Origin of the sequence: Streptomyces sp. NPDC001914 (genome assembly GCF_042891215.1) — a bacterium.
Lineage (GTDB): Bacteria > Actinomycetota > Actinomycetes > Streptomycetales > Streptomycetaceae > Streptomyces.
Genome location: NZ_JBIASW010000005.1, coordinates 576,270 through 601,052, shown reverse-complemented (window position 1 = coordinate 601,052; position 24,783 = coordinate 576,270). Strand labels below are relative to the sequence as shown.

Below are 24,783 nucleotides of genomic sequence, written 5' to 3'. Positions count from 1 at the left end.
TACGTCTCGCCCAGCGGCTGCCGCGGTGGGGCGTCCGCGCACGTCGGCGGCGTTCTGTGAGGTGAGGTCGCCGCAGTGGACGCCTCACTCGCTCATGGGTTCGTCAGGTGGCCCTGCACCACCGGCGCCACTCTGCGCACGACGTGTTCCAGGTCCGCCGAGGCCAGCGGCTCGACCTTGATGACGTAGCGCAGCATCGCGACCCCGACGAGCTGGGCCGCCGCGAGCTCCGCGCGCAGCTCCGCGTCCGGGACGTCGAGCCCGGCCGCGACGCGGCGCAGGAGCTGGGCTGCGACGAGCCGGCGGAAGACGGCGGCCGCGGTGTCGTTGTTCACCGCAGAGCGGACGATCGCGAGCAGCGGGGTGCGGCTCGTGGGGTTCTCCCAGATGCCGAGGACGAAGCGGGTCAGGCGTTCGCCGACGCCGTCGAGGGGGCCGTCGACGACCTTCTCGGGTGCTCCGAGGGCGGGGAGGAAGGCGACCTCGATGGCCGCCTCGAAGACCTGCTCCTTGGTGCCGAAGTAGTGGTGCACGAGGGCCGAGTCGACGCCGGCGGACTTGGCGATGCCGCGGATCGACGTCTTCTCGTACCCGCGCTCGGAGAACTCCTCGCGCGCCGCCTCCAGGATGCGGTCGCGGGTGGCGGGGCCCGCCTCGGTCTGGGTACGGGTGGGACGTCCCCGGCCGCGGCGGGGGGCGGCGTCCGTCATCCGCGGGGCACCTTCACGGCCGAGGCGAGGTGGAGCCGGGTGAAGGCCAGGGCCTCGGCGAGGTCGGCCTCGCGCTCGGCGCTGGACATCGCGCGGCGGGTGTTGACCTCGATGACGACGTGGCCGTCGAAGCCGGAGAGCGCGAGGCGGTCCAGGAGTTCGGCGCAGGGCTGCGTGCCACGGCCGGGGACCAGGTGCTCGTCCTTGCTGGAGCCGTTGCCGTCGGCGAGGTGGACGTGTCCGAGGCGGTCGCCCATGCGGTCGATCATCTGGAGGGCGTCGGTGCGGGCGGTCGCGGTGTGGCTGAGGTCGATCGTGAAGTGGCGGTAGTCGTCCTTCGTCACGTCCCAGTCGGGGGCGTACGCCAGCATCTCGCGGTCGCGGTAGCGCCACGGGTACATGTTCTCGACGGCGAACCGTACGTCCGTCTCGTCGGCCATCCGCCAGATGCCGGTGACGAAGTCCTTGGCGTACTGGCGCTGCCAGCGGAACGGGGGGTGGACCACGACGGTGCTGGCGCCGAGCTTCTCGGCGGCGGCCTTCGCGCGCTGGAGCTTGGTCCAGGGGTCGGTGGACCAGACCCGCTGGGTGATCAGCAGGCAGGGGGCGTGGACGGCGAGGATCGGCATCCGGTGGTAGTCGCTGAGGCGGCGCAGCGCGTCGATGTCCTGGCTGACGGGGTCCGTCCACACCATGACCTCGACGCCGTCGTATCCGAGGCGCGCGGCGATCTCGAAGGCCGTCGCGGTCGACTCCGGGTAAACGGAGGCCGTGGACAGCGCGACCTTCGCATCCGGGATCCGCACGACTGGTTCTGCCACGAGGGACAGCGTACGGGGTGCCTCCGGCGGTTGGGCGGGGGTGACGGGGTTGGCCCGGGGGGTCCTGTTCGCCCCCTTCGTGGGGTGGCCGGCCTCCGGTCCCGGGGGTGAGTGGCGCTCCGGCCTGGGATGCTCCGGGCTCCGGCCGGGGGTGGGGGTGGGTTTGTTCGGTGGGGGTGGGGGGTTGGGGGGTGGGGTGGGCTTGTGATCGATGCCACGGCCCTGCCGGGCGTTCTGGGGGGCGCCCTGTCGCCGTTGGGGTCCTGTTGGTGGGCGGCCTCCCCCTGCGGGGGGCTGGGCGCGCCGTTCCCCGCGGCCCTTCGCGGCGCCTGCCCCCAGGGTGATTCCAAGGAGCCCGGGGGTTGGCGGCCCATCGCCGTGGGGGTCCTGTTGGTGGGCGGCCTCCCCCTGCGGGGGGCTGGGCGCGCCGTTCCTCGCGGCCCTTCGCGGCGTCTGCCCTCGGGGTGATTCCAAGGAGCCCGGGGGTTGGCGCTCCGTCGCCGTGGGGGTCCTGTTGGTGGGCGGCCTCCCCCTGCGGGGGGCTGGGCGCGCCGTTCCCCGCGCCCCTTCGCGGCGCCTGCCCCCCGGTGTTTCCAAGGAGCCCGGGGGTTGGCGGCCCATCGCCGTGGGGAGGGTGGGGCGTCGGCGGCCTCCCCTTGCGGGGGGCTGGGCGCGCCGTTCCCCGCGCCCCTTCGCGGCGCGTGTCCCTCCCGTGGAGCCGAGGGCGTTCGTCGCCTGCCCTGCTACTCCGAGGCCATCTGGTCCAGGCGGCGGAGGATGACGCCCTCTCTCAGGGCCCAGGGGCAGATCTCCAGGGTTTCGACGCCGAAGAGGTCCATGGCGGCCTCGGCGACCAGGGCGCCGGCGAGGAGCTGGCCGGAGCGGCCCGGGGAGACGCCCGGGAGTTCGGCGCGTTCGTCGGCCGTCATGGACGCGAGGCGCGGGACCCAGTCCTCCAGGGAGCGGCGCTTGAGCTCGCGCTGGACGTACAGGCCGTCGGTGGAGCGGGCGGCGCCGGCGATCCGGGCGAGCTGCTTGAACGTCTTGGAGGTGGCGACCACGTGGTCCGGGGCGCCGAAGCGGCTGAACTCCCCGACCGTCCGGGCGATCTGGGCCCGCACGTGCCGGCGCAGCGCCCGCACGGCCGCCGGGTCCGCCGGGTCGGTGGGCAGCCAGCCCGCGGTGAGCCGTCCGGCGCCGAGCGGCAGCGACACCGCGGCGTCCGGCTCCTCGTCCATGCCGTAGGCGATCTCCAGGGAGCCGCCGCCGATGTCGAGGACGAGCAGCTTGCCCGCGGACCAGCCGAACCAGCGGCGGGCCGCCAGGAACGTGAGCCGGGCCTCCTCGGCACCGGTGAGGACCTGGAGCTCGACATCGGTCTCGGCCTGCACCCGGGCGAGAACCTCGTCGGCGTTGCCCGCCTCGCGCACGGCGGACGTGGCGAACGGCAGCAGAGCCTCGACGCCCTTGTCCTCGGCGGCCTCCAGGGCGTCCTGGACCGTCTCGATCAGTTTGTCGATGCCCTCGGGGCCGATCGCGCCGTTCTCGTCGAGCAGTTGGGCAAGCCGCAAATCGGCCTTGTGCGAGTGCGCGGGCAGCGGGCGGGCGCCGGGGTGGGCGTCCACCACCAGCAGATGCACCGTGTTCGAACCCACGTCGAGGACACCGAGTCTCATGTACGGAACGCTACTGCCAGCACCGCGGTTCACGTGGGGCGGGGCGAAAGCCCACGTCGAACGGTGACCTGCGGGCGTCCGGACCGAGGGCGTCCCCGGAGCGGTCGGAAGCGACTTACCCTGGACCCGTGCCAAAGACGAAAAAGGCGAAGTCCGACAAATCGGCCGCAGGCTCCGCGCAGGCGAAGACCACCAGGTCCGGGAAGCCCGTGAAGAAGAGCGACGAGAAGGGGCTCGACTTCGCTCGCGCGTGGGTGGAGTTCCCCGATCCCGCCGACGACGAGCAGATCTTCCGGTGCGATCTGACGTGGCTGACCTCCCGGTGGAACTGCATCTTCGGAAGCGGCTGCCAGGGCATCCAGGCGGGCCGCGCCGACGACGGCTGCTGCACGCTGGGCGCGCACTTCTCCGACGAGGACGACGAGAAGCGGGTGGCCGAGCACGTGGCCCGGCTCACGCCGGAGATCTGGCAGCACCATGACGTGGGCATGGAGACGGGCTGGGTGTCCAAGGACGAGGACGGCGACCGCCAGACCCGCCCGTACGAGGGCTCCTGCATCTTCCAGAACCGTCCCGGCTTCGCCGGCGGCGCGGGCTGCTCGCTGCACATCCTCGCCGTCAAGGAGGGGCGCGAGCCGCTGGAGACCAAGCCGGACGTCTGCTGGCAGCTCCCGGTGCGGCGCACGTACGAGTGGATCGACCGGCCCGACGACACCCGGGTGCTCCAGGTCTCCATCGGCGAGTACGACCGCCGCGGCTGGGGACCGGGCGGCCACGACCTGCACTGGTGGTGCACGTCGGCGACCTCGGCACACGGCGCCGGCGACCCGGTGTACGTCTCGTACCGTCCGGAGCTGATCGAGCTGATGGGCGAGGCGGGGTACGACCGCCTGGCCCGGCTCTGCGAGGAGCGGCTGGCCTCGCAGCTCCCGCTGCTGGCCCCGCACCCCGCGGACCCGGTGGACTGACCGGCACGCCGGGGCGGCGCGCGGACGGCTCCGGTCGGCGGCGCCCGCCCTGGGTCTGCGCCTGCGCCCTGCGGGTCCGGGGCGTGATCCGTGGGTCCGGGCGCTACGGCGTGCCCGTGCCCGGGTCGCCGCCCTCGCCGGGCGGGGCCGAGGAGGTGCCCGGGTCCGGGGAGGTCGTGGCGCCGGCGCTGTCCGTCGGCGTCGGATCGGTCTCCGTCGGTGACGGATCCTGGCTGGGGGTCGCGGCCGGGGTGGAACCCGGTCCCGAGGGGGTCGGGGTGCTCGCCGCGGGGTCCGGCTTCCCGCCGGGGGACGACCCCGCCTTCCCGTATCCGGTGATCGTGACCACCGCGCCCGCCGGGGCGATCGCCACCCGCGCGGTCCAGTGCCCCGCAGGCTCGCGCAGGTGGTCGACGTACACCTTGACCGTCAGCGACTCCCCCGGATCGAGCGTTCCCGAGGACTGGCTGAGGTAGAGCCAGGCCGCGCCGGTGCGCGCGGACCAGCGGACCGGGGAACTGCCGGACGCGGTCAGCTTGACCAGGGTCGTGTCGCCGCTGGTGCCGGCCGCCACCGTCAGATGTCCCGGGGTCGCCCCGCGGGCGCTGACGACCTCGACGGACACGTCCGAGGAACCGCCGCCCGCGGCGGAGCGGGAGCGGGGGCCCGCGCTGGCGTTTCCGGCGTTCTCGTAGCCGCCGGACCCACCGCCGTCCAGACCCTCGGCGTCCTGGGCCTCGCTCGTGCTGGCCGGGCGGCCGTCCACGCCCTCGCCGGTCAGGGGCGCGCCCCGGTAGGCGGCCCAGAGGGCGAGAACGGGGGCGGCGACGACGGTGGCGACGATCGTCGTCGTGACGGCCCGCGCACGCAGGCGGTCCCTTCGGGCGGCGTGGTCCTTGGGGTCCATCGGGAAGCCGCGGCGGTCGAAGCGCGGGGCGCTGCTCCGCGCGCGGGGGGCGAACGCCATCGCGGAGCGCAGGGCCGCGTGCGGGGCCTGGAGGACGGGAAGCGCCGCGGGCGTGACGCTGGTGCCGGGCCAGGCGCCGGGAACCGCGCGTTCGGCGGTGCGGCGGCAGCGCGGGCAGTCGTCGACGTGCCGGACCAGCTCGCCGCGCAGGGTGGTGCTCAGCACGAGCCGGCTGTCGCCGGTGAGCCGGGCGACGCTGGGGCAGGCGCCGGTCTCCACGACGGCGAGGGCCGCGCGGGTGCGTTCGACCTCGCAGGCGGCGGAGGCGAGCAGCTCGCGCGCCACGGCGAGGTCCATGCCGAGGACGGCGGCGACCTCGTGGGCGGCGAGCTGGTGGCGCACCGCGAGTTCGAGCGCCTCGCGCTGTTCCGGGGTGGTGCCGGCGGCCTCCGGCCAGGCCAGCAGGGACAGTTCGCGGCGGCGGTGGTCCTGGACCTCCTCGGACACGGGGGCGGCGCTCAGCGCCTGGGCCGCGCGCCGGTCGGCGGCGGCCTTGTGCGCCGTGGCGGGGGCGGCCCCTTCGCGCGGTCCGCCCGCCGGTCCCCGGGCGCTGTTCCGGTGAGGGGTGTGCCGTCCGGAGGCGTGCGCCGCCTGGCGCTTGCGGCGGGCCTCCGTGAGCTTGCGCAGACAGGACCAGCGGGCGAGCGCGTAGAGCCAGGCCCTGCGGTCGCCGGCGGCCTCCGGGCCGCGCGGACCGCGCCGCTCGGCGTGCGCGAGGGCGTCCCCGAGGGCGGCGGTGGCCGCGTCGTGGTCGCACAGCACGGACAGGCAGTAGGTGAACAGGCCGTCCAGGTAGGGCTCGTACCGCGCGGGGGGACGCTCGACCAGCGTGCGGGGGGTCGCGCCACGGGGCACGGCCGCCCGCTTGCGCGCGGCTCCGTGCGCCCGGTGTGCGCCGGTGGTGTGCGTAGAGGTCTCCGGACTGCTGCTCATCACCCGTGCGACCGTAGGTGCCCGGGGCCGGGCCCTTCCTCCCCCTTGAGCACATTTAATCCGTACGGGTGAAACGATCCCTCATAAGGGGACAGGAACCCCCGACCCCTGGCCTGGGCCGTCACCGGCGGCGATGGCGGTCCATGGCAGATGGCCCGGCTCCGGACCGGCGCGAGGACCGGTCGCGCGGGGGTGGGAACGGGGCACGGGGGCTCGCGCGGCGGGTTCCGCGGGAGCAGGGGCGGGGGCAAGCGAGGCAGGGGCGGGCGCGGAACGGCGGCCGCGTGGGTTCGTACCGTCGCGTGCCGGGTTGTCAGTGGGTCCGGCTACGGTTCGGTCATGGCTGCCCGTACGAAAACCGCGAAGGACCGGCCGTCCTACCGCTGCACCGAGTGCGGCTGGCAGACGGCCAAATGGCTCGGCCGCTGCGCCGAATGCCAGGCATGGGGGACGGTCGAGGAGTACGGCGCGCCCGCCGTCCGTACGACGGCACCGGGCCGGGTCACCACCTCCGCGGTGCCCATCGGGCAGGTCGACGGCCGTCAGGCCACCGCCCGCAGCACCGGCGTGCCCGAGCTGGACCGCGTCCTCGGCGGCGGCCTCGTGCCCGGAGCCGTCGTCCTCGTCGCGGGCGAGCCCGGCGTCGGCAAGTCCACCCTCCTGCTGGACGTGGCGGCGAAGTCGGCGAGTGACGAACACCGCACCCTCTATGTGACGGGCGAGGAGTCGGCGAGCCAGGTGCGGCTGCGCGCGGACCGCATCAACGCGATCGACGACCACCTCTATCTCGCCGCCGAGACCGATCTGTCGGCCGTCCTCGGGCACTTGGACGCGGTGAAGCCGTCGCTGCTGATCATGGACTCCGTGCAGACCGTCGCCTCCCCGGAGATCGACGGCGCGCCCGGCGGCATGGCCCAGGTCCGTGAGGTGGCGGGCGCGCTCATCCGCGCCTCCAAGGAGCGCGGCATGTCCACCCTGCTCGTGGGCCATGTCACCAAGGACGGCGCGATCGCCGGGCCCCGGCTGCTCGAACACCTCGTGGACGTCGTCCTGTCCTTCGAGGGCGACCGGCACGCGCGCCTGAGGCTCGTCCGAGGGGTCAAGAACCGCTACGGCACGACGGACGAGGTCGGCTGCTTCGAGCTGCACGACGAGGGCATCACCGGGCTCGCCGACCCTTCGGGGCTCTTCCTGACGCGGCGCGCCGAGCCGGTCCCGGGCACCTGCCTGACCGTCACCCTCGAAGGCCGCCGGCCGCTGGTCGCCGAGGTCCAGGCGCTCACCGTGGACTCCCAGATCCCCTCCCCGCGCCGTACGACCTCCGGTCTGGAGACCTCCCGCGTCTCGATGATGCTCGCCGTCCTGGAGCAGCGCGGCCGGATCAGCGCTCTCGGGAAGCGGGACATCTACTCGGCGACGGTGGGCGGTGTGAAGCTCACCGAGCCCGCCGCGGACCTCGCCGTCGCGCTGGCGCTGGCGTCCGCCGCCAGTGACGTCCCGCTGCCCAAGAACCTCGTGGCGATCGGCGAGGTGGGGCTCGCGGGCGAGGTCAGGCGGGTGACGGGCGTCCAGCGGCGGCTGGCCGAAGCCCACCGTCTGGGCTTCACCCACGCCCTCGTACCGAGCGATCCGGGCAAGGTCCCGGCCGGTATGAAGGTCCTGGAAGTGGCCGACATCGGTGCGGCCCTGAGCGTCCTTCCGCGCTCGCGTCGCAGAGAGGCCCCACGGGACGAGGAGCAGCGCCGGTAGACTTTGCCCTGGTCTCGCCCGTCCGTACGAAACGAGGGCGACCGAAAACCTGCGACCGGAGGAGTGCAGTGGCAGCCAACGACCGGGCAGCAGCTCCCGGAAAGTCCGGCGGGAGCTCCGGTGCCGATGGCCTGATGCGCGCCTCACTGAGCGCCGTGGCACCCGGCACGGCGCTGCGCGACGGGCTGGAGCGGATCCTCCGGGGCAACACGGGCGGACTCATCGTGCTCGGCTCCGACAAGACCGTCGAAGCGATGTGTACGGGTGGATTCGTCCTGGATGTCGAGTTCACCGCGACCCGGCTGCGCGAGCTGTGCAAGCTCGACGGCGGCATCGTGCTCGACAAGGACATCACCAAGATCCTCCGGGCGGGCGTGCAGCTCGTGCCCGACCCGACGATCCCGACGGAGGAGACGGGCACCCGGCACCGCACCGCGGACCGGGTGAGCAAGCAGGTCGGCTTCCCCGTCGTCTCGGTCTCCCAGTCGATGCGGCTGATCGCCCTGTACGTGGACGGTCACCGCCGCGTGCTGGAGGACTCCGCCGCGATCCTCTCCCGCGCCAACCAGGCCCTGGCCACCCTGGAGCGGTACAAGCTCCGCCTCGACGAGGTCGCGGGGACGCTGTCGGCGCTGGAGATCGAGGACCTCGTCACCGTCCGGGACGTCTCCGCGGTCGCCCAGCGTCTGGAGATGGTGCGCCGCATCGCCACCGAGATCGCCGAGTACGTGGTGGAACTGGGCACCGACGGGCGGCTGCTGACCCTCCAGCTCGACGAGCTGATCGCCGGCGTCGAGCCGGACCGCGAGCTGGTCGTCCGGGACTACGTGCCCGAGCCGACCGCCAAGCGTTCCCGCACGGTCGACGAGGCGCTGTTCGAGCTGGACGCGCTCAGTCACGCCGAACTCCTCGAACTGTCCACGGTGGCGAAGGCGTTGGGCTACACCGGCTCCCCCGAGGCGCTGGACTCCGCGGTGTCGCCGCGGGGCTTCCGTCTCCTCGCCAAGGTGCCCCGGCTGCCCGGCGCGATCATCGACCGGCTCGTGGAGCACTTCGGCGGTCTCCAGAAGCTGCTCGCCGCGAGCGTGGACGACCTCCAGACGGTCGACGGCGTCGGCGAGGCGCGGGCCCGCAGCGTCCGTGAGGGCCTGTCGCGTCTCGCGGAGTCCTCGATCCTGGAGCGCTACGTCTAGACGCCGGAGCACGGCGTCCAGCGCCGGGATCAGCACGGTGTCCGGGGCTTGGAGCGCTGCTTCCAGGAGTCCTTCGGGGGTGCCTCGCGGGACGGCACGGCGTCCGTGAGGCTTCAGGCGGGCCGGCGGTCCCGGCCCCGGGTTCACCGGGGCCCGCTCTCCCGGGCCGGGAGTGCTCAGTCCTTGGCGAGGACGAACGACGTCTGCGCCTTCGCAAGTCCCGGTGCCTTCGCCTCGACCAGGTAGGTGCCCGCGGGCGCCGAACCCGAGGGGGGCGTGGCGCACGCGGGTGCGCCGGGCTTGCGGTCCCACTTCACCGTGTGGACGGCCTGGCCGCCGGCCGGCACGCGCAAGAAGAAGGCCGCGCCGTCCTTCGGGCAGTCGTCCGAGGCCCAGATGTCCTCGTCGCTGCCCGCCTGAGTAATCGTCAGAACCGCGTTCTTCGGGCCGAGATCGACCTTGCACTCGCCGCCCGAGCTGTTCTTGGCGACGATCTGGATCTCGGGCTGCTCGTCGGGCGCGTAGGTGTTGCGCACGCTCTTGAGGGTCAACTTGACAGCGGCCGGGGCACAGTTGGGGACGGTGGAACCGGCCGGGAGCCGGTCGGCCGCCCCGCCGCCGTTCTTGGCCCCGTCGTCGGAGCCGCCGGTGCTCTCGCCGGATCCCGTGGAGCCGTCGCCCGAACCGTCACCGGAGGAGTCACCGGAACCGCCGCCCGACGCGCCGCCGTCGCCGGTGCCGCCGTCGTCACCGTCGCCGCCCGACTCGTCGCGGCCGCCCGGGTGTTGGCTGATCGCGGGACCCGAACCGGAGGGACCGGGCGTGATCGAGGAGGCCGGGTTCTTGCCGTTCGAACCGCCGGCGCCGTTGTGGCCGCCCCCGCTTTTTGTGCCGACGACCCAGACGATGAGGATCGTCAACAGCCCTAGTACGGACAGCAGAACGGCCCTCCGACGCCAGTAGATGGTGGAGGGTAGCGGCCCGACCGGATTGCGCAGAGATCCCACGGCGCAAACTGTACGAGAGATCGGTGGTGCCGCAGGCCCCACCCGCCGCCCCGGTACCAACTTTTCCGGATCATCATCCCGGCGGACATCCGTTCCGGCGCCGTGACGGCCGCCGGGTGCGGTCTTTCACCTCCGCCCGCCCCCGGCGTCGTCCCCGCATCCTCACCGCCGCATGGCAGGATCGGTAGTGCCATGACTGCACCCACCAAGCCCACCGCGCCCGCCCGGAACGCCTCCGCCGAGGACCTCCACACCCCCGTCATCGCCTGGTTCGACGCGCACGCCCGCGATCTGCCCTGGCGGCATCCCGATGCCGGCCCCTGGGCCGTGATGGTCAGCGAGTTCATGCTCCAGCAGACCCCGGTCAACCGTGTCCTGCCCGTGTACGAGCAGTGGCTGGAGCGCTGGCCGCGCCCCGCCGACCTGGCGAAGGACGCGCCCGGGGAGGCGGTCCGCGCCTGGGGGCGGCTCGGCTATCCGCGCCGCGCCCTCAGACTGCACGGCGCCGCGGTGGCCATAACGGAACGGCACGGCGGCGACGTACCGACCGATCACGCGCAGTTGCTGGCGCTGCCCGGCATCGGGGAGTACACGGCGGCGGCGGTCGCGTCGTTCGCGTACGGCCAGCGTCATCCCGTCCTGGACACGAACGTCCGCCGGGTCTTCGCCCGGGCCGTCACCGGCGTGCAGTACCCGCCGAACGCCACCACGGCCGCCGAGCGCCGGCTCGCCCGCGCCCTGCTGCCCGAGGGCGAGAGCACGGCGGCGCGCTGGGCCGCCGCCTCGATGGAACTCGGCGCGCTGGTGTGCACGGCGAAGAACGAGACGTGCCACCGCTGCCCGATCGCCGCGCAGTGCGCCTGGCGGCTGGCCGGCAAGCCGGAGCACGACGGGCCGCCGCGCAAGGGGCAGACGTACGCGGGTACGGACCGCCAGGTGCGCGGCAAGCTGCTGGCCGTCCTGCGGGAGGCGCATGTACCGGTTCCGCAGACCGCGCTGGACCGGGTGTGGGACGAGCCGGTGCAGCGCGGCCGCGCCCTGGACGGGCTCGTCGCCGACGGACTGGTCGAACCGCTCCCCGGCGGTCTGTACCGGCTGCCCCTCACCTAGACCCGACGCCAACACCGGATCAACCGGGACAAAGGACCACCCGCCTTTACCCCGTACCTACAGCCGTTACACAACCGACGGACAGCCGAGTGCTGGCCGCAGGCTGTCTCGGACAACCCCGTGACAACCCCTCCGTAGCTTCATTGCCGTACCGCAGAACACCGCCGGACCAGAGGCGGCGGCGGTTCGCAGGCAACGGACAACCGGCAGCGGGCAGGTCGGAAACGGGGACGGAGGCGGTTGATCATGGCGCAGGGCGAGGTGCTCGAATTCGAGGAGTACGTCCGTACCCGGCAGGACGCGCTGCTGCGCAGTGCCCGCCGCCTGGTCCCCGACCCGGTCGACGCCCAGGACCTGCTCCAGACGGCGCTCGTGCGGACGTACGGCCGCTGGGAGGGCATCGCGGACAAGCGTCTCGCCGACGCCTACCTGCGCCGCGTGATGATCAACACGCGGACCGAGTGGTGGCGGGCGCGCAAGCTCGAAGAGGTGCCCACCGAGCAGCTGCCGGACGCGTCCGTGGAGGACGCCACCGAGCAGCACGCGGACCGCGCGCTGCTCATGGACATCATGAAGGTGCTGGCACCCAAGCAGCGCAGTGTCGTGGTGCTGCGACACTGGGAGCAGATGTCCACCGAGGAGACGGCCGCCGCACTCGGCATGTCGGCCGGAACGGTCAAGAGCACGCTGCACCGGGCGCTGGCCCGGCTCCGCGAGGAGCTGGAGAGCCGCGACCTGGACGCCCGCGCGCTCGAACGTGAGGAGCGGGAGCGTTGCGCGGCCTAGGAGCCCGGGCCGGTACGGCCCTGAAGGCGGGGAGTTCGGCGGCGGCCGGGCTCGCCGCCCTCGGCCTTTTCGTGACCGCGTGCGCCACCGGCGGCACCGGTGCCCGCGACGAGGGCCCGGCGGGCAGCGACGCGGTCGCCAAGGGCAGCATCAAGCCGGTCGTCTCCGGCTCCCCCTCCCAGGCCGCCCGGCGTGTGGACGCGGTCAAGCTCGTCAAGAACGACCCGGCGGTCAGCGCGGCGGTCAAGCGCGACCTGAAGCCGTGCGTCGCCGACGAGTACCCGGTCGACGTGTCGTACGGCGACCTGACCGGCGGCGCCTCGAACGACATAGTGGTCAACGTGATGACCTGTGCCGACGCCGTGGGTGTGGGCAGCTATGTCTACCGCCAGGAGAACGGCCGGTACGAGAACGTCTTCAAGACCGAGGAGCCCCCGGTCTACGCCGAGATCGACCGGGGCGATCTCGTGGTCACCCAGCAGCTGTACGAGAAGGGCGACCCGGTGTCGTACCCGTCCAGCGAAGAAGTGATCACCTACCGCTGGACCTCGACACGCTTCGTCGAACAGTCCAGGATCCACAACGACTACAGCAACGCGGTGGGCGGCTCCTCCTCGCCCGCCCCGGACGCGAACTGAGAGCGCGGAGCAGCCGGATGGCAGAGCAGACCCACGTCCTGTTCGTCGAGGACGACGACGTCATCCGCGAGGCCACACAACTCGCCTTGGAGCGCGACGGCTTCGCGGTCACGGCCATGCCCGACGGGCTCTCGGGCCTGGAGGCCTTTCGCGCCGACCGTCCCGACATCGCCCTGCTGGACGTCATGGTCCCGGGGCTCGACGGTGTGTCGCTGTGCCGCCGTATCCGCGACGAGTCGACCGTGCCGGTCATCATGCTGTCCGCGCGCGCCGACTCGATCGACGTCGTGCTCGGCCTGGAGGCCGGCGCCGACGACTACGTGACCAAGCCCTTCGACGGCGCGGTGCTCGTCGCCCGGATCCGCGCGGTGCTGCGCCGCTTCGGGCACGCGAGCGGCGGCGCGGGCGCGGCGGCCGACGGCGGCGCGCCGGTGGAGGGCGGGGTGCTCGTCTTCGGTGAGCTGGAGGTGGACACCGAGGGCATGGAGGTGACCCGGGGCGGTACGCCGGTGGCGCTGACCCCCACCGAGATGCGGCTGCTCCTGGAGTTCTCGTCCGCGCCGGGGACGGTGCTGAGCCGCGACAAGCTGCTGGAGCGGGTGTGGGACTACGGCTGGGGCGGGGACACGCGGGTGGTCGACGTCCATGTGCAGCGGCTGCGGACGAAGATCGGCCAGGACCGTATCGAGACGGTCCGCGGCTTCGGCTACAAGTTGAAGGCCTGAGCACGTCATGCGGGGGATGTTTCAGCGCTCGGCTCCGGGGGGCTCCCCGGCCGCGGGGCGGGGCCCGGTTCCGGGCGGGCGTGCGCGAGCGGGGGGCGGCATGGGCACGGGTTCGCGCGGGGGAGTCGGCGCCGAGGTTCTCGGCGGGGGCGGAGGCCGGGAGCACGGCGGGGCCGGCGGCCGGGGGCACGGCGGCCGGGGCAGGAGCATCGGCATAGGGATCGACCGGTGCGCGGATTCGGGTACGAGCATCCGTACGGGCATCCGCTGGAAGCTCAGCACGGCGATCGCCCTGGTCGGCGCGCTGGTCGCCGTCGCGCTGAGTCTGGTCGTGCACAACGCGGCCCGCGTCTCGATGCTGGACAACTCGCGCGACCTCGCCGACGAACGCATCCAGCTCGCCGAGCGCATGTACGGGCCGGGCCGGCCGCCGCCGTTCGGCGCCAAGATAGACGACTCCTCCATCCCGGCGGACCTGCTGGCGAAGGTCTCCGAGGGACGGCGGGCGACCTACGTCTCCGACAGTTCCACGGGCGTGCCGGACATCTGGGCCGCGGTCCCGCTCAGGAACGGCCAGGTGCTGTCCTGGCACGAGCGCTTCACGGACCGCAACGCGGACGTGATGAAGGATCTCGACCAGGCGCTGATCATCGGCTCGATCGCGGTCGTCCTCGGCGGCAGCGCGCTCGGCGTGCTGATCGGCGGGCAGCTCTCACGCCGGCTGCGCAAGGCGGCGGCCGCGGCGAACCGGGTCGCCAAGGGCGAGCCGGACGTCCGGGTGCGGGACGCGATCGGCGGTGTCGTGCTCGACGAGACGGACGATCTGGCGCGGGCCGTGGACGCCATGGCCGACGCGCTCCAGCAGCGTCTGGAGGCGGAGCGCCGGGTGACCGCCGACATCGCCCATGAACTGCGCACCCCGGTGACCGGGCTGCTCACGGCGGCCGAACTCCTGCCGCCCGGCCGCCCCACCGAACTCGTCCGGGACCGTGCGCAGGCCATGCGCACGCTCGTCGAGGACGTGCTGGAGGTCGCCCGGCTCGACGGGGCCTCCGAGCGGGCCGAGCTGCAGGACATCATGCTCGGCGAGTTCGTGGCCCGGCGGATCGCCGCCAAGGGTGCGGACGTCGAGGTGCGGGTGGTGCACGAGTCGGAGGTCACGACGGACCCGCGCCGGCTGGAACGCGTCCTTCTCAACCTCCTGGCGAACGCGGCCCGGCACGGCAGGCCGCCGATCGAGGTCACGGTCGAGGGCCGGGTCATCCGGGTCCGCGACCACGGCCCCGGTTTCCCCGAGAAGCTCCTCGCCGAGGGGCCGAGCCGGTTCCGCACGGGCAGCACCGACCGCTCGGGCGACGGCCACGGACTCGGCCTGACCATCGCGGCGGGCCAGGCCCGGGTGCTCGGCGCGCGGCTGACCTTCCGCAACGTACGGCCGGCCGGGGCTCCGCAGGGCGTGCCCGCCGAGGGCGCGGTCGCGGTCCTGTGGCTGCCGGAGCACGCGCCGACGAACACCGGGAGCTACCCGATGCTGCCGACGTCGGGGAAGTAGACACCGGGGTCGCGGGGTCTCTCGCCACCCGGGTGGAGGTGAACGGCTGTCGCCGGATACGGGAGAAGGCCCCCGGGGCGGACAACGCCGGGGGCCTTCTTCGTCGGGCGGGCTTGCGGGGCCGGCGGCGAGGCCGGCCCCATGATCAGGTCAGACCGCCTCGGCGAGCGGGACCTGGGGTGCCTCGTCGGACGCGCCGCCCTCGCCGGGCTTGGGCCCTCCGGCGCCCTTGAGGGCGACCTCCTTGACGAACACCGACGCGATCATCACGATCACGGACACCGCCGCGCCCAGCAGGAAGGCCGAGTGGATACCGGCCGACACCGCTTGCTGGTAGGCCGCGCGCGCCGGCGCCGGCAGCTTGGCCAGGCTCGCCGCGTCGAGCTGCGGGGACTGCTCGATGATCTTCGCGCCCAGCGCGCCGGCCTTCTCCGCCATGACGTCGTTGACGCGGTTGTTGAACAGCGCGCCCATGACGGCGACACCGAACGACGAGCCGAGCGTGCGGAACAGGGTGGTGGAGGAGGACGCGACGCCCATGTCCTTCATCTCCACGCTGTTCTGCGCCACCAGCATGGTGACCTGCATCAGGCAGCCCATGCCCAGGCCGAGGACGGCCATGTAGACGCCGGACATGAAGCGGGTGGTGTCCGTGTCCATCGTCGACAGCAGGTAGAGGCCGATCACCATCAGCACGCCGCCGAGGACGGGGAAGATCTTGTAGCGGCCGGTGGCGGTGGTGACCCGGCCGGCGACCATCGACGTCACCAGCATCGCACCGAGCATGGGCAGCAGGAGCAGACCGGAGTTGGTCGCGGACGCGCCCTGCACGGCCTGCTGGTAGAGCGGCAGGAACAGCGTGGCGCCGAACATGGCGAAGCCGGTGACGAAGCCGATGATCGACATCAGGGTGAAGTTGCGGCTGCGGAAGATGTGCAGCGGCACGATCGGCTCGGCGGCCTTGGTCTGCCAGAAGACGAACCCGACCAGCGCGGCGACGCCGAGGCCGATGAGCTCCATGATCCGCGCGGACGACCAGGCGTACTCCGTGCCGCCCCAGGTGGTGACGAGGACGATGGAGGTGATGCCGATGGTGAGCAGCGCGGCACCGAGGTAGTCGATGCGCGTCTCGGACCGCTTCTTCGGCAGGTGCAGGACGATGCTGATCGCGGCGAGCGCGATCGCGCCGAGCGGCAGGTTGATGTAGAAGGACCAGCGCCAGCCCCAGTTGTCGGTGATGGTGCCGCCGATCAGCGGGCCGCCGATCATCGCCAGCGCCATGATGCCGGCCATCATGCCCTGGTACTTGCCCCGCTCGCGGGGCGGGATCAGGTCGCCGATGATCGCCATGACACCGACCATGAGACCGCCGGCGCCGAGACCCTGGATGGCGCGGAATCCGATCAGCTCACCCATGTTCTGGGCCATGCCGCTCAGCGCGGAGCCGATCAGGAAGATCACGATCGACGTCATGAACGAGCCCTTGCGGCCGTACATGTCGCCGAGCTTGCCCCAGATCGGGGTGGAGGCCGCGGTGGCGAGCGTGTACGCCGTCACGACCCAGGAAAGGTGCTCGAGTCCGCCGAGGTCGCCCACGATGGTCGGCATGGCCGTGCCGACGATCATGTTGTCGAGCATCGCCAGCATCATCGTGAGCATCAGCGCGAGCAGGACCACGCGCACGCTGCGCTGCTGCTTCTCACCCTCGGCCGGTTTCCCGGTCTGCTCGGCGGCCGGTTCGGCCGCCTTCGTCTTGTCCGCCATCGTTCCCACTCCCCTATGTACCTGTGCCGTCGGACCGGCTACTTACTTGCCGACCGGCAAGCTCATCACATCCGGGAAAATAGCCCTCTAACTAGCCGGGCGTCAAGTAAGTTGGACTAGTTTTACCTGCCGGTCGACAGGTAAGTTTCCAAGCAGGGCGAGGGAGACGAGGATGGGCGGCACCATGGACGGCATCAAGCGGCAGCGCCGAGGCGACACTCGGCAGCGCATCCAGGACGTAGCCCTCGAACTCTTCTCCGAGCACGGCTACGAGAAGACCTCGCTGCGCGAGATCGCCGAGCACCTGGACGTCACCAAGGCGGCGCTCTACTACCACTTCAAGACCAAGGAAGAGATCCTGATCAGCATCTTCCAGGATCTGACGCGGCCGCTCGACGAGCTGATCGAATGGGGCAGGCGGCAGCCGCACAGCCTGGAGACCAAGCAGGAGGTGCTGCGCCGCTACAGCGAGGCCCTCGGCGGAGCGTCCCCGCTCTTCCGCTTCATGCAGGAGAACCAGGCGACGGTCCGCGAGCTGAGCATCGGCGAGACCTTCAAGGACCGCATGATCAGCATGCTGGAGATCATCAAGGAGCCCGAGGCACCGCTGACCGACCAGGTCCGCTGCATCAGCGCGCTCTTCACGATGCACGCCGGGATGTTCGTCCTCAAGGAGGTCGAAGGCGACCCCGAGGACAAGCGCAGGGCCGTCCTGGAGGTCGCGATCGATCTGGTGACACAGGCTCACGGAGGCGGGGCCTCCCAGCGGTGACCTGCCTCACGGCATCGCGTACGACGACGGAGCCCCGGTGCCGCTTTCGGCACCGGGGCTCCGCCTCGGGTTCCGCTCTCCGGCACACACGCCGGGGCTCCGCGCCGGGTCACCGGCGCGAGCGGGTCAGACCTTGACGCCCATCTTGTTCAGGAACGCGACGGGGTTGACGGCCGAACCGTAGTTGGGGGTCGTGCGGATCTCGAAGTGCAGGTGCGGGCCGCTGGAGTTACCAGTGTTGCCGGACAGGGCTATGTGCTGGCCGGTGGACACGACCTGGCCGACGTGCACGTCGATGCGCGACAGGTGGGCGTACTGCGAGTACGTGCCGTTGGCGTGCTTGATGACGACGGCGTTGCCGTACGCCGGACCGTCACCGGCGCCGTTGGGGCCCGCCTTGACGACGGTGCCGCCGTGGGCGGCCATGACGTTGGTGCCGGTCGGCACGGCGAAGTCCTGGCCGGAGTGCTTGTGGGCCCACATGCCGCCGGCCTGGTTGAAGCTGGCGGACAGGGAGTACTTCGCGACCGGGTCGACCCAGGAGGCGGCCTTCTTCTTGGCGGCGGCCTTCTTCGCGACGGTCGCCTTCGTGACGGCGGCCTTCTTCGCGGCGGCGGCCTTGGCCTGAGCGGCGGCCTGGGTGTGAACGGCGTTGGCCGCGGTGACGGTGGCGCTGCTGCTGACGCCGGTTTCAGCGGCGGTCGCGACCCCTGCGCCCAGCACGACCGAGGCGCCCAGACCGACGGTCAGAACGGCCGCCCGAGTGCGAACCAGGGACGTAAGGGACTTGCGGGACGTGACGCGCTTCGACATGAAAACCTCGTGGAGACGGGGACAAGGGACTGAACAACAGCTCCGGCGGACTGCTCGCTGCCGTGCTGGCCATTCATTGGTAACCCGCGCCCCCAACCCGGTTCAAACCCCCCATCTACGGTGCGAAGTAGTACTTGATACTGAAACTTCCCGAACCTTGACACTCCGGACATCCGGCACTGGATCTTGCCTGTTTGGCGCCGAAAGCAGGGTTTAACCCCACTTCAGCCCTATACATCCCTTGCTAAACCTGCCTTCGACCCACCCGTCGGGACTCCCTGCCGTCAGTCCCTCCCACCCTGGGCCAAAGGTCCTTTTTGTCCGTTTTCGGGTATCCACTAATCAACCTAGTACCGGACAAAACGCCTGTGCCTCATGTCACCGGGGCACCCGCTCCGGACCCCCCTGAATGTGACGCGGGCTACCCTGCCTGCCCCTGCTTTCAAGGGTCTTGGGGCGTCCGCGAACCCTTCAGGGGCACCCCGCGGCACCACTGTGCCGATCCGCCGCCAGACCATACGGTTGCCCTTCCGGCCCAACGCTCTCCGGGGGGATCGTCATGGACCCAGTAACCATCGGCACGCGCCTGGCCTCGAGCGTGGCCGCGCCGCTGGTCAGGAAGCTCTTCGTGGCCGAGGGGCCGGGAGCGGGGCTCGTGGACAGGCCCGTACGGATCTCGGCGCTCGTCTCCTTCACGGGCGAGAAACGGGTCGTCGGAGAGAGGGAACTGGCCAGGCTCTCGGCCGACCTCGTCGGCCGGGCCCTGCGGGGCGGCGAGCGCCCCCTCCCCGCCGACGAGGAACAGGCCGTCGTCCACGCCCTCGGCCGGACCCTGCACGCCCTGGGCGACCTCACCATGACGGACGTCCAGGCGGTGGAGCTCGGCCACCGGGCACTCGCCCTGCGGCTGCGCGCGGCCGCCGGGGACCCCGGCCGGGACCTGTCCTTCGACGCGACCCTGTTCTACGAGGGGCTGCTCGACACCGCCTGCCTGCACGTCCTGCACTTCTTCACGCAGCGCTCGGCGTTCGTCCCCCGCACCCTCGTGGAACAGAGCCGCAGACAGCGCGAACTCATCGCCAAGGTGGACGAGCTCATCGCCCGCACGCCCATGACGGGCGGCACCGACCAGGCCTTCGAACAGCGCTATCTCGCCCATGTCGCCACCCGGCACGGCCACCTCACCATCTACGGCATCGACCTCGTCAACTCCCCCGAACGCTGGCCGCTGGACGCCGCCTACCTCAGCCTCCAGGCCCTGCGCCCCCCGGAGGACGAGCGGACCGCCACCGCGGAGGGCGTGCCCCTCGCCGCCGCAGGCGCCCCGCTGCCCGCCGAACAGGCCCTCGCGGAACAGGACCTCGTCCTCCTGCGCGGGGTGGCCGGCTCCGGCAAGACCACGCTGGTGCAGTGGCTCGCGGTGACCGCGGCGCGCGGGGAGCGGGGCGACCGCGTCCCCTTCGTCCTCCCGCTGCGCACCCTGGTCCGCCGGCCCGACGGCCTGCCGGCCCCCGACGCCTTCCTGTCCGCCGTCCGGATCCCCTTCCACGCGACCCAGCCGGACGGCTGGAGCGACAGGGTGCTCCGGCACGGCCGCGGCCTCCTCCTCGTCGACGGGCTCGACGAGATCCCCGAACGTGAGCGCGAACACACCCGCCGCTGGCTGCGCGAACTCCTCGACGCCTACCCGGGCAACCAGTGGCTCGTCACCTCCCGCCCCTCGGCCGTACGTGAGGACTGGCTCACACCCGACGGCTTCACCGAACTCGTCCTCTCACCGATGACCGGCGACGACGTGGCCGCCTTCATCCGCCGCTGGCACGACGCGGCACGCCTGGACTCCCCCGGCACCGACCTCCTCGACGGCTACGAGCGCTCCCTCCTCGACGCCGTCCGGATCAGGCAGGACCTCGGCCGCCTCGCCACCAATCCCCTGATGTGCGGCCTGATCTGCGCGCTGCACCGCGACCGGCGGGGCTATCTGCCGCACGGCAGACAGGAGTTGTACGACGCCGCGCTCTCCATGCTGCTCGCGCGCCGCGACGAGGAGCGCGACATGTTCGCCACCGGAAGCGGCCACGACGGCGTCCATCTCACCGAACTCCCCCAGATCCAGCTCCTCCAGCGGCTCGCCTACTGGCTGATCCGCAACAACCGGTCGGAGATGGACCGGGACCGCGCCGAACGCATCGTCGCCGACGTCCTGCCCTCGCTCCCGGCCGCGGCCCGGCAGGGCGACGCCGGACAGATCCTGCGTCACCTCGTCCTGCGCAGCGGCCTGCTGCGTGAACCCGCCCCGGGAACCGTGGAGTTCGTCCACCGCACCTTCCAGGACTACCTGGGCGCCAAGGCCGCCGTGGAGGACGGGGACTTCGGGCTGCTGGTGCGCAACGCCGGGGAGTCCCAGTGGGCGGACGTGGTCCGGATGGCCGTCGCCCACGCCCGTCCCCGTGAACGGGCCGAACTGCTCGGCTCCATGACCGGAGCGGCGGCACGGCTCGACGGCGCGGCGGCGACCCGCGTACGACTGCTCGCCCTCGCCTCGCTGGAACACGCCACGCAGCTCGCGCCCGACGTACGGGCCGCCGTCGAGAGCGACGCGGCAGCCCTCGTCCCGCCGAGGTCGGCGGCGGAGGCGCGCGCCCTCGCCGAGGCCGGCCCGCTCGTCCTGGAACTGCTGCCCGGGCCCGAGGGGCTGACCGATGCCGAGGCCCGCGGTGTCGTGATCACCGCCTCCCTGATCGGCACCGACGCGGCCGTCCCCGTGCTGGCGCGCTTCCGTTCCCACCCGGCCGTGTCGGTGCGGGCCCAGCTCACCTGGGCATGGCACCGGTTCGACACCGAGCGCTACGGGGCCGAGGTCATCGCCGGACTGGATCCGGCGGGGCTGTACTTCACCGCGCACTCGGCCTCCCAGCTCCATGTGCTCCGCGAACTGGGCGGCCGGTCCAGGCTGCAGATCATCGGGGACATCGGGTCCGCGGACCTGCGCTCCTGCCTTCCGCCCGACCGGGTGACCCATCTGGCGCTGCTCTACAACAGCCGCATGGAGGACCTGGACTTCCTGAGGGCCCAGCCGCGGCTGGCGCAGCTCAACCTCGACCAGTGCACGGAGGTCGGCAGCTTCGCGCCCCTCGCGGAGCTGCCCCTGCGGACCCTGTCGATGCTGTCCCACCAGGGGCGGACCCCGCCGCCCGCCGGTCTGACCGCGCTGACGTCCCTGCGGGAACTGAACGTGGGACACCGGCTCCCGGGCCCGTCCCTGAGCGGGACGCTCCCCCTGGACTCGCCGCTGGAGGTCCTCTCCTTCGGGCTGGACGTGCTGCGGGAGACCGGGCTGCGGGGGCTGGGCCACTGGCGGCGGTCGCTGCGCACCCTGTGGCTGAGCCGGGTGCCCGGAGAGCTCGGTCCGGAGGACTGGTCCGAGGCCGCCGCGCTGCCGGGGCTCAGGGAGCTGCGGATCCACCGGTCCGCGCTCGGAGCCCTCGTGTCGGCGCCGCCGCTGCCGTCCGTCGAACATCTGGAGCTGAGGAAGCCGGCGGGGAACGAGGACCTTTCCGCGCTGAGGACCATGCTGCCCCATCTGCGGACGGTCCACTTCGTCCTCGGTTCGGACACCGGCACCGTGCCCGAACGGCTCGCGGAGCAGTTGCCGGGCGAGCACACGGCGACCGTCACCCAGGGCGTCATGTGACTCCCCGGCCACGGAAAAGGGGCTGCCCCGGGACCGAAGTCCCGGGGCAGCCCCTTTTCAGGCGGACCCGGAGGTCACGCCTCCTTGCTCAGGTTGGGACCGGCACCGCCCGCGGCCTGCTCGATCGGCGGGACGTCGGGGAGTGCCGACTTCTCCTCACCGCGGAAGGTGAAGGTCTTGGCCTCGCCCTCGCCCTCCGTGTCGACGACCACGATGTGGCCCGGACGGAGCTCGCCGAAGAGGATCTTCTCCGAGAGGACGTCCTCGATCTCGCGCTGGATGGTCCGGCGCAGCGGCCGGGCGCCCAGGACGGGGTCGTAGCCCTTCTTCGCGAGGAGCGACTTGGCGGTCGGGCTGAGCTCGATGCCCATGTCCCGGTCCTTCAGACGCTCGTCGACCTTGGCGATCATGAGGTCGACGATCTGGATGATGTCTTCCTCGGTGAGCTGGTGGAAGACCACCGTGTCGTCGACACGGTTCAGGAACTCGGGGCGGAAGTGCTGCTTCAGCTCCTCGTTGACCTTGGCCTTCATCCGGTCGTAGTTCGTCTTGACGTCGCCCACGGCCGCGAAGCCGAGGTTGAAGCCCTTGGAGATGTCCCGGGTGCCGAGGTTGGTCGTCATGATGATGACCGTGTTCTTGAAGTCCACGACCCGGCCCTGGGAGTCGGTCAGACGACCGTCCTCCAGGATCTGCAGCAGCGAGTTGAAGATGTCCGGGTGGGCCTTCTCGACCTCGTCGAAGAGGACGACGGAGAACGGCTTGCGGCGGACCTTCTCGGTCAGCTGGCCGCCCTCTTCGTAGCCCACGTAGCCGGGGGGCGAACCGAAGAGACGCGAGACCGTGTGCTTCTCGCTGAACTCCGACATGTCGAGGGAGATCAGTGCGTCCTCGTCACCGAAGAGGAACTCCGCGAGGGTCTTCGACAGCTCCGTCTTACCGACACCCGAGGGGCCGGCGAAGATGAAGGAGCCACCGGGACGCTTCGGGTCCTTCAGACCCGCTCGCGTACGGCGGATCGCCTGCGAGAGCGCCTTGATGGCGTCCTTCTGGCCGATGACCCGCTTGTGGAGCTCGTCCTCCATGCGCAGCAGACGCGAGGACTCCTCCTCGGTCAGCTTGAAGACCGGGATGCCGGTGGCGGTGGCCAGGACCTCGGCGATCAGCTCGCCGTCGACCTCGGCCACGACGTCCATGTCGCCGGCCTTCCACTCCTTCTCGCGCTTGGCCTTCGCCGCCAGCAGCTGCTTCTCCTTGTCGCGGAGAGAGGCCGCCTTCTCGAAGTCCTGGGAGTCGATGGCCGACTCCTTGTCGCGGCGCACGCCCGCGATCTTCTCGTCGAACTCGCGGAGGTCCGGCGGCGCGGTCATCCGGCGGATGCGCATCCGGGAGCCGGCCTCGTCGATCAGGTCGATCGCCTTGTCGGGCAGGAAGCGGTCCGAGATGTACCGGTCGGCGAGCGTCGCCGCCTGCACCAGGGCCTCGTCCGTGATGGACACGCGGTGGTGGGCCTCGTACCGGTCGCGCAGACCCTTGAGGATCTCGATCGTGTGGGGGAGGGAAGGCTCCGCCACCTGGATCGGCTGGAAGCGGCGCTCGAGGGCCGCGTCCTTCTCGAGGTGCTTGCGGTACTCGTCCAGCGTGGTCGCACCGATGGTCTGGAGCTCACCGCGGGCCAGCATCGGCTTCAGGATCGAAGCGGCGTCGATGGCGCCCTCTGCGGCACCCGCACCGACCAGCGTGTGCAGCTCGTCGATGAACAGGATGATGTCGCCGCGGGTGCGGATCTCCTTGAGGACCTTCTTCAGGCGCTCCTCGAAGTCACCGCGGTAGCGGGAGCCGGCGACCAGCGCGCCGAGGTCCAGGGTGTAGAGGTGCTTGTCCTTGAGGGTCTCGGGCACCTCGCCCTTGACGATGGCCTGGGCGAGGCCCTCGACGACGGCGGTCTTGCCGACGCCGGGCTCACCGATGAGCACCGGGTTGTTCTTCGTACGGCGGGACAGCACCTGCATGACCCGCTCGATCTCCTTCTCGCGCCCGATGACCGGGTCGAGCTTGGACTCACGAGCGGCCTGGGTGAGGTTCCGGCCGAACTGGTCGAGGACCAGGGACGTGGAGGGGGTGCCCTCGGCAGGACCGCCGGCGGTGGCGGTCTCCTTGCCCTGGTAGCCGGAGAGCAGCTGGATCACCTGCTGCCGCACCCGGTTGAGGTCTGCGCCCAGCTTGACCAGGACCTGGGCGGCGACGCCCTCGCCCTCGCGGATCAGGCCGAGCAGGATGTGCTCCGTGCCGATGTAGTTGTGGCCCAGCTGAAGGGCCTCGCGGAGCGACAGCTCCAGGACCTTCTTGGCACGGGGGGTGAAGGGGATGTGGCCGGAGGGGGCCTGCTGGCCCTGGCCGATGATCTCCTCCACCTGCTGGCGGACCGCCTCGAGCGAAATCCCGAGGCTCTCCAGGGCCTTAGCGGCGACACCCTCACCCTCGTGGATCAGGCCCAGGAGGATGTGCTCGGTGCCGATGTAGTTGTGGTTGAGCATCCGGGCTTCTTCCTGAGCCAGGACGACAACCCGCCGCGCGCGGTCGGTGAACCTCTCGAACATCGTTAATCGCTCCTCAGAGCGGTCAGGCAGTAAGGGGACGCTCCCCTCCCTGTCCTTCCGCAGCTTAGTCCCGCAAGCGGGGACCGCTCATTCCAACTGCCGACACCGTCCTTGGCCTCCTGACCCCGAACGCCGACATCTGCTCCAACCTGATGGTGCGAGACGATGTTCCCGCAGGCCAGGCAGATACCCTCTCCCGCTGTACGCCGATGGCGAACGTGAGATGCCCGAGCCCTGCGTGTCGCCCCTCCCCACTAGGCATGTCTTACCCGCGCGCACTGACAGTCCATGCCGCGCGCACCGTT

At 71.7% G+C, this 24,783-nt stretch carries 18 protein-coding genes; 10 read left to right on the top strand and 8 right to left on the bottom strand.

Going from position 1 to position 24,783, the window contains the following annotated elements; all coding sequences use genetic code 11:
- Nucleotides 1-92: 92 nt before the first annotated feature.
- The 3 genes from ACFYYF_RS18235 to ACFYYF_RS18225 form a co-directional block, all read right to left on the bottom strand.
- Nucleotides 93-710 (bottom strand): TetR family transcriptional regulator, encoded by a 618-nt coding sequence (locus ACFYYF_RS18235; RefSeq protein WP_388776714.1) that lies wholly within the window; start codon nt 708-710, stop codon nt 93-95.
- On the bottom strand, nt 707-1,531 hold the full coding sequence (locus ACFYYF_RS18230) for a sugar phosphate isomerase/epimerase (RefSeq protein ID WP_361684715.1): 825 nt from the start codon (nt 1,529-1,531) through the stop codon (nt 707-709). Before ACFYYF_RS18230 ends, ACFYYF_RS18235 begins: the two co-directional genes overlap by 4 nt.
- A gap of 743 nt (nt 1,532-2,274) precedes the next feature.
- Nucleotides 2,275-3,207, bottom strand: coding sequence for a Ppx/GppA phosphatase family protein (locus ACFYYF_RS18225; protein WP_361684717.1), 933 nt, complete (start codon nt 3,205-3,207; stop codon nt 2,275-2,277).
- Nucleotides 3,208-3,335: 128 nt separating this feature from the next.
- On the opposite strand from ACFYYF_RS18225, the gene ACFYYF_RS18220 reads away from it, so the two are divergent.
- On the top strand, nt 3,336-4,175 hold the full coding sequence (locus tag ACFYYF_RS18220; RefSeq protein ID WP_388776711.1) for a hypothetical protein: 840 nt from the start codon (nt 3,336-3,338) through the stop codon (nt 4,173-4,175).
- A 103-nt stretch (nt 4,176-4,278) separates the two neighbouring features.
- Here the strand turns inward: ACFYYF_RS18220 and ACFYYF_RS18215 are convergent, their stop codons facing one another.
- On the bottom strand, nt 4,279-6,075 hold the full coding sequence (locus ACFYYF_RS18215; protein ID WP_388776708.1) for a hypothetical protein: 1,797 nt from the start codon (nt 6,073-6,075) through the stop codon (nt 4,279-4,281).
- Nucleotides 6,076-6,414: 339 nt separating this feature from the next.
- Here ACFYYF_RS18215 and radA point away from each other — a divergent pair, with 339 nt between their 5' ends.
- Together radA and disA are read left to right on the top strand one after the other, a co-directional pair.
- Nucleotides 6,415-7,824, top strand: coding sequence for a DNA repair protein RadA (gene radA, locus ACFYYF_RS18210; protein WP_361684723.1), 1,410 nt, complete (start codon nt 6,415-6,417; stop codon nt 7,822-7,824).
- A 68-nt stretch (nt 7,825-7,892) separates the two neighbouring features.
- Nucleotides 7,893-9,017, top strand: a complete 1,125-nt coding sequence (gene disA / locus ACFYYF_RS18205) for a DNA integrity scanning diadenylate cyclase DisA (protein ID WP_037625884.1) — start codon at nt 7,893-7,895, stop codon at nt 9,015-9,017.
- 176 nt (nt 9,018-9,193) lie between these two features.
- On the opposite strand, the gene ACFYYF_RS18200 is transcribed toward disA, so the two are convergent.
- Complete coding sequence (locus ACFYYF_RS18200; protein WP_388776706.1) at nt 9,194-10,024, bottom strand: hypothetical protein; 831 nt, start codon at nt 10,022-10,024, stop codon at nt 9,194-9,196.
- A 192-nt stretch (nt 10,025-10,216) separates the two neighbouring features.
- Here ACFYYF_RS18200 and ACFYYF_RS18195 point away from each other — a divergent pair, with 192 nt between their 5' ends.
- The 5 genes from ACFYYF_RS18195 to cseC all read left to right on the top strand — a co-directional run bounded on the left by ACFYYF_RS18195 (nt 10,217) and on the right by cseC (nt 14,835).
- Nucleotides 10,217-11,134, top strand: a complete 918-nt coding sequence (locus ACFYYF_RS18195; RefSeq protein WP_388776704.1) for an A/G-specific adenine glycosylase — start codon at nt 10,217-10,219, stop codon at nt 11,132-11,134.
- Nucleotides 11,135-11,380: 246 nt separating this feature from the next.
- A complete protein-coding gene (locus tag ACFYYF_RS18190) occupies nt 11,381-11,920 on the top strand; it encodes a SigE family RNA polymerase sigma factor (RefSeq protein ID WP_355766061.1) in 540 nt (179 codons plus the stop codon).
- Nucleotides 11,908-12,558 (top strand): hypothetical protein, encoded by a 651-nt coding sequence (locus tag ACFYYF_RS18185; RefSeq protein ID WP_388776700.1) that lies wholly within the window; start codon nt 11,908-11,910, stop codon nt 12,556-12,558. Before ACFYYF_RS18190 ends, ACFYYF_RS18185 begins: the two co-directional genes overlap by 13 nt.
- Nucleotides 12,559-12,575: 17 nt before the next feature.
- Nucleotides 12,576-13,283, top strand: coding sequence for a two-component system response regulator CseB (cseB, locus tag ACFYYF_RS18180; protein ID WP_361684732.1), 708 nt, complete (start codon nt 12,576-12,578; stop codon nt 13,281-13,283).
- Between the two features lie 100 nt (nt 13,284-13,383).
- Nucleotides 13,384-14,835: a two-component system sensor histidine kinase CseC gene (gene cseC, locus ACFYYF_RS18175; RefSeq protein ID WP_388776697.1), complete on the top strand. Its 1,452-nt coding sequence runs from the start codon at nt 13,384-13,386 to the stop codon at nt 14,833-14,835.
- 150 nt (nt 14,836-14,985) lie between these two features.
- On the opposite strand, the gene ACFYYF_RS18170 is transcribed toward cseC, so the two are convergent.
- Nucleotides 14,986-16,599 carry an MDR family MFS transporter gene (locus ACFYYF_RS18170; RefSeq protein WP_388776695.1) on the bottom strand — a complete coding sequence of 538 codons (1,614 nt, stop codon included), beginning with the start codon at nt 16,597-16,599 and terminating at the stop codon, nt 14,986-14,988.
- A 172-nt stretch (nt 16,600-16,771) separates the two neighbouring features.
- Between ACFYYF_RS18170 and ACFYYF_RS18165 the strand changes: the two genes are divergently transcribed.
- Nucleotides 16,772-17,371, top strand: coding sequence for a helix-turn-helix domain-containing protein (locus ACFYYF_RS18165; protein WP_361684737.1), 600 nt, complete (start codon nt 16,772-16,774; stop codon nt 17,369-17,371).
- 126 nt (nt 17,372-17,497) lie between these two features.
- Here ACFYYF_RS18165 and ACFYYF_RS18160 read toward each other — a convergent pair whose 3' ends face one another.
- Entirely contained in the window at nt 17,498-18,184 is a 687-nt protein-coding gene (locus ACFYYF_RS18160) for a M23 family metallopeptidase (RefSeq protein ID WP_388776692.1), read from the bottom strand.
- 559 nt (nt 18,185-18,743) lie between these two features.
- Between ACFYYF_RS18160 and ACFYYF_RS18155 the strand changes: the two genes are divergently transcribed.
- Complete coding sequence (locus ACFYYF_RS18155) at nt 18,744-21,878, top strand: NACHT domain-containing protein (protein ID WP_388776690.1); 3,135 nt, start codon at nt 18,744-18,746, stop codon at nt 21,876-21,878.
- A 74-nt stretch (nt 21,879-21,952) separates the two neighbouring features.
- On the opposite strand, the gene ACFYYF_RS18150 is transcribed toward ACFYYF_RS18155, so the two are convergent.
- Complete coding sequence (locus ACFYYF_RS18150) at nt 21,953-24,478, bottom strand: ATP-dependent Clp protease ATP-binding subunit (RefSeq protein WP_103552418.1); 2,526 nt, start codon at nt 24,476-24,478, stop codon at nt 21,953-21,955.
- Nucleotides 24,479-24,783 lie beyond the last annotated feature (305 nt).